2 tRNA genes and 3 rRNA genes are annotated in these 5,722 nt (G+C 48.1%); all 5 read right to left on the bottom strand.

What is annotated here, in order from left to right:
- Window position 1: 1 nt before the first annotated feature.
- Window positions 2–115: ribosomal RNA gene (gene rrf / locus JMY00_RS13350) — 5S ribosomal RNA — on the bottom strand.
- 184 nt (window positions 116–299) lie between these two features.
- Window positions 300–3,155 (bottom strand): 23S ribosomal RNA (locus tag JMY00_RS13345).
- Between the two features lie 347 nt (window positions 3,156–3,502).
- Window positions 3,503–3,578, bottom strand: a tRNA-Ala gene (locus JMY00_RS13340).
- A 9-nt stretch (window positions 3,579–3,587) separates the two neighbouring features.
- Window positions 3,588–3,664 (bottom strand) — tRNA-Ile (locus JMY00_RS13335).
- Between the two features lie 75 nt (window positions 3,665–3,739).
- A 16S ribosomal RNA gene (locus JMY00_RS13330) occupies window positions 3,740–5,278 on the bottom strand.
- Together the 16S, 23S and 5S rRNA genes with 2 tRNA genes alongside form the textbook arrangement of a ribosomal RNA operon.
- Window positions 5,279–5,722 lie beyond the last annotated feature (444 nt).

Here is a 5,722-nt window from a genome sequence, read left to right as displayed (position 1 = left end):
GAGCTGACGATGACCTACTCTCACATGGGCGAACCACACTACCATTGGCGCTACGATGTTTCACTTCTGAGTTCGGGAAGGGATCAGGTGGGGCCATCGCGCTATTGTCGTCAGCAAAGGGGGTTAGATATGAGTCTGTTGTTGTTATTGTTGACTTCAAGAATTCACTTTTAGTCGATCAACTTGTAACCTAACTGAATCAAGGTTAAAGGTGATATCGAAATGTTCTTTCTTATTCTATAGCCTGAGCTATACAAGATAGATTAATTAGACTTGTATACAAACCACTTGGGTGTTGTATGGTCAAGCCAAACGAGCAATTAGTACAGGTTAGCTACACGCATCGCTGCGCTTCCACACCCTGCCTATCAACGTCCTAGTCTTGAACGGCTCTTTAGGGAAATCTAATCTTGAGGTGGGCTTCCCGCTTAGATGCTTTCAGCGGTTATCCCATCCGAACGTAGCTACCGGGCAATGCCACTGGCGTGACAACCCGAACACCAGAGGTTCGTCCACTCTGGTCCTCTCGTACTAGGAGCAGATCCTCTCAAATTTCCAACGCCCACGGTAGATAGGGACCGAACTGTCTCACGACGTTCTAAACCCAGCTCGCGTACCTCTTTAAATGGCGAACAGCCATACCCTTAGGACCTGCTTCAGCCCTAGGATGAGATGAGCCGACATCGAGGTGCCAAACACCGCCGTCGATATGAACTCTTGGGCGGTATCAGCCTGTTATCCCCAGAGTACCTTTTATCCGTTGAGCGATGGCCCTTCCATACAGAACCACCGGATCACTAAGACCTACTTTCGTACCTGCTCGACTTGTGGGTCTCGCAGTTAAGCGCGCTTTTGCCTTTATACTCTACGACCGATTTCCGACCGGTCTGAGCGCACCTTCGTACTCCTCCGTTACTCTTTAGGAGGAGACCGCCCCAGTCAAACTACCCACCATACATTGTCCTCGGTATTGTTATACCTGAGTTAGAACCCCAACATGACCAGGGTGGTATTTCAAGATTGGCTCCACCAAGACTAGCGTCTTGGCTTCAAAGCCTCCCACCTATCCTGCACAAGTCAGGTCAAAGTTCAATGTAAAGCTGTAGTAAAGGTTCACGGGGTCTTTCCGTCTAGCCGCGGGTACACAGCATCTTCACTGCGATTTCGATTTCACTGAGTCTCTGCTGGAGACAGCGCTGCCATCATTATGTCATTCGTGCAGGTCGGAACTTACCCGACAAGGAATTTCGCTACCTTAGGACCGTTATAGTTACGGCCGCCGTTTACTGGGGCTTCGATCAAGAGCTTCGCTTACGCTAACCCCATCAATTAACCTTCCAGCACCGGGCAGACATCACACCCTATACGTCCACTTTCGTGTTTGCAGAGTGCTGTGTTTTTAATAAACAGTTGCAGCAGCCTGGTATCTGCGACTGCCAACAGCTCAAGGAGCAAGTCCTATCACCATCAACAGCGTACCTTCTCCCGAAGTTACGGTACCATTTTGCCTAGTTCCTTCAGCAGAGTTCTCTCAAGCGCCTTGGTATTCTCTACCTGATCACCTGTGTCGGTTTAGGGTACGATTCGTTTATAACTATTGCTTAGAAGCTTTTCCTGGAAGCATGGTATTTGCCACTTCGCTGTACAAGTACAGCTTGCTATCAGATCTCGGTATAAAATAGCCCGGATTTACCTAAGCTATAAACCTACATCCTTTCACCTGGACAACCAACGCCAGGCTGACATAACCTTCTCCGTCCCTCCATCGCATTATAAACAAGTATCGGAATATTAACCGATTTCCCATCGACTACGCCTTTCGGCCTCGCCTTAGGGGTCGACTCACCCAGCCCCGATTAACGTTGGACTGGAACCCTTGATCTTCCGGCGTGCGAGCTTTTCACTCGCATTATCGTTACTCACGTCAGCATTCGCTCTTGTGATACCTCCAGCATGCTTTACAACACACCTTCACAGGCTTACACAACGCTCCCCTACCACTTGAAAACAAATTCAAATCCGCAGCTTCGGCTCCTAGTTTGAGCCCCGTTACATCTTCCGCGCGGGCCGACTCGACTAGTGAGCTATTACGCTTTCTTTAAAGGATGGCTGCTTCTAAGCCAACCTCCTAGCTGTCTATGCCTTCCCACCTCGTTTCCCACTTAACTAGGAATTTGGGGCCTTAGCTGGCGGTCTGGGTTGTTTCCCTCTCCACGATGGACGTTAGCACCCACCGTGTGTCTCCCGGATATCACTCATCGGTATTCGGAGTTTGCATCGGTTTGGTAAGTCGGTATGACCCCCTAGCCGAAACAGTGCTCTACCCCCAATGGTGTTCGTCCGAGGCGCTACCTAAATAGCTTTCGGGGAGAACCAGCTATCACCGAGTTTGATTAGCCTTTCACCCCTATCCACAAGTCATCCCCTGGCTTTTCAACGACAGTGGGTTCGGTCCTCCGGTGCCTGTTACGGCACTTTCAACCTGCTCATGGATAGATCACTCGGTTTCGGGTCTATACCCTGCAACTAAACGCCCTATTAAGACTCGGTTTCCCTACGGCTCCCCTAAACGGTTAACCTTGCTACAGAATATAAGTCGCTGACCCATTATACAAAAGGTACGCGGTCACCCAACAAGTGGGCTCCCACTGCTTGTACGCACACGGTTTCAGGTTCTATTTCACTCCCCTCACAGGGGTTCTTTTCGCCTTTCCCTCACGGTACTGGTTCACTATCGGTCAGTCAGGAGTATTTAGCCTTGGAGGATGGTCCCCCCATCTTCAAACAGGATTTCTCGTGCCCCGCTCTACTTAATATGTTAACTCTAATGTTTCGAATACAGGACTATCACCTACTACGGTCAGCTTTCCCACGCTGTTCTTCTACATTAGAATTAATCGGCTTCTCCCCGTTCGCTCGCCGCTACTAGGGGAATCTCAATTGATGTCTATTCCTAAGGGTACTGAGATGTTTCACTTCCCCTCGTTCGCTTCCTAATAAATTAGGATACCTACCTTATGGTAAGTGGGTTTCCCCATTCAGAAATCTCCGGATCACAGGATATTGCCGCCTCCCCGAAGCTTATCGCAGGCTGTCACGTCTTTCATCGCCTCTGACTGCCAAGGCATCCACCATGTGCGCTTCATTACTTGACCATACAACCCCAAGTAGTCTTTCGACTTCTAAGTGTCATACAATCTAATTATGATAACGATATCACCTATGTTTATACGCTTGATTCAGTTCTCTTTACTTTTTTTAATAACTCACCCCTGGGATAACAACTGATGTCGTTAAGAGGTGAGTTATTAAGGTTAAGAAGTGCGCGTGAACACGCTCTTCCTAACCCAGACTCATATCTATGTTTTTAAATAGTCTCTATGCTCTCGTCGAGTCACAGATTCTGTATAAAACAGAAAGAAGTAATCAATTAAAATCACTTGTTTCTATTTAATACCTATTTATTTATTGGCATCTAAAGCTTACTTAACCGTCTTAGTAGTGGTGGAGCCAAACGGAGTCGAACCGTTGACCTCCTGCGTGCAAGGCAGGCGCTCTACCAACTGAGCTATGGCCCCATTGTAAAATGGTGGGTCTAGGTGGACTTGAACCACCGACCCCCGCGTTATCAACACGGTGCTCTAACCAGCTGAGCTACAGACCCTAATACGTTTGTTAAAAACGTAAGCTTAAACTAAAGAACAACTTGTTGTGAATTCTTGCTGACCGAATGCGTCTATAAGGAGGTGATCCAGCCGCAGGTTCCCCTACGGCTACCTTGTTACGACTTCACCCCAGTCATCAACCACACCGTGGTGAACGCCTCCCCGAAGGTTAAGCTATCCACTTCTGGTGCAATCAACTCCCATGGTGTGACGGGCGGTGTGTACAAGGCCCGGGAACGTATTCACCGCGGCATTCTGATCCGCGATTACTAGCGATTCCTACTTCATGGAGTCGAGTTGCAGACTCCAATCTGGACTACGATAGGCTTTTTGAGATTCGCATCACATCGCTGTGTAGCTGCCCTCTGTACCTACCATTGTAGCACGTGTGTAGCCCTGGTCGTAAGGGCCATGATGACTTGACGTCGTCCCCGCCTTCCTCCAGTTTGTCACTGGCAGTATCCTTAGAGTTCCCGGCTTAACCCGCTGGTAACTAAGGACAAGGGTTGCGCTCGTTGCGGGACTTAACCCAACATCTCACGACACGAGCTGACGACAGCCATGCAGCACCTGTATTCTAATTCCCGAAGGCACTCCCGCATCTCTGCAGGATTCTAGATATGTCAAGACCAGGTAAGGTTCTTCGCGTTGCATCGAATTAAACCACATGCTCCACCGCTTGTGCGGGCCCCCGTCAATTCATTTGAGTTTTAACCTTGCGGCCGTACTCCCCAGGCGGTCTACTTATTGCGTTAGCTGCGTCACTAAGTCCTCAAGGGACCCAACGACTAGTAGACATCGTTTACGGCGTGGACTACCAGGGTATCTAATCCTGTTTGCTACCCACGCTTTCGAGCCTCAGTGTCAGTATGATGCCAGGAAGCTGCCTTCGCCATCGGTATTCCTTCAGATCTCTACGCATTTCACCGCTACACCTGAAATTCTACTTCCCTCTCACCTACTCTAGCCTAACAGTTTCAGATGCAGTTCCCAGGTTAAGCCCGGGGATTTCACATCTGACTTATCAAGCCACCTACGCTCGCTTTACGCCCAGTAATTCCGATTAACGCTTGCACCCTCTGTATTACCGCGGCTGCTGGCACAGAGTTAGCCGGTGCTTATTCTGCAGCTAATGTCATCGTCTCCGGGTATTAACCGAAGAGTCTTCTTCACTGCTTAAAGTGCTTTACAACCAAAAGGCCTTCTTCACACACGCGGCATGGCTGGATCAGGGTTTCCCCCATTGTCCAATATTCCCCACTGCTGCCTCCCGTAGGAGTCCGGGCCGTGTCTCAGTCCCGGTGTGGCTGATCATCCTCTCAGACCAGCTACAGATCGTCGCCATGGTAGGCCTTTACCCCACCATCTAGCTAATCCGACTTAGGCTCATCTAATAGCGAGAGCAGTAAACTGCCCCCTTTCTCCCGTAGGTCGTATGCGGTATTAATACGAGTTTCCCCGTGCTATCCCCCACTACTAGGTAGATTCCTAAGTATTACTCACCCGTCCGCCGCTCGACGCCTGGTAGCAAGCTACCATCGTTTCCGCTCGACTTGCATGTGTTAAGCCTGCCGCCAGCGTTCAATCTGAGCCATGATCAAACTCTTCAGTTTAATCTTGCTATGAAGCTCTTTAAAGAAGCTTCTAAACTTGGCTCATCTAATCTGGCAAAATCGCTAAAAATTATGTTCGTAATGAATTAACTTTGAGTTTTTCTGCTGTCTTAAATGATAATTTTTATAGTTAATAATCTTCCCGAAAAGAAAAGATAGTCAACTTTATTTTTTAGCATTCTGAATCAGCAAAAATCCACACAAGTTGTTCTTTAGTTATGCTTTTAAATAATGTCTGACACTGTCGTCCAGTGCTAGTATTTCAAACTAAATAAGTCAGCCAATGTGGCTTATCCTATTTAGCGAGCTGACCATCATATCATGTTTTAATAGTCTGTCAACTTCTTTTTTTTAATTTGTTTCAACAAGTTAACTGGGTTATCAATGTGTAATCTACACACTAGCTACTTCCAGCTCGTCTTGATGAGGTGCGTATTATAGACG

Origin of the sequence: Psychrobacter sp. Pi2-52 (assembly GCF_904846705.1) — a bacterium.
GTDB lineage: Bacteria > Pseudomonadota > Gammaproteobacteria > Pseudomonadales > Moraxellaceae > Psychrobacter.
The sequence above is the reverse complement of the archived record's forward strand: the minus strand, read 5'-3'. Positions and strand labels throughout refer to the sequence as shown.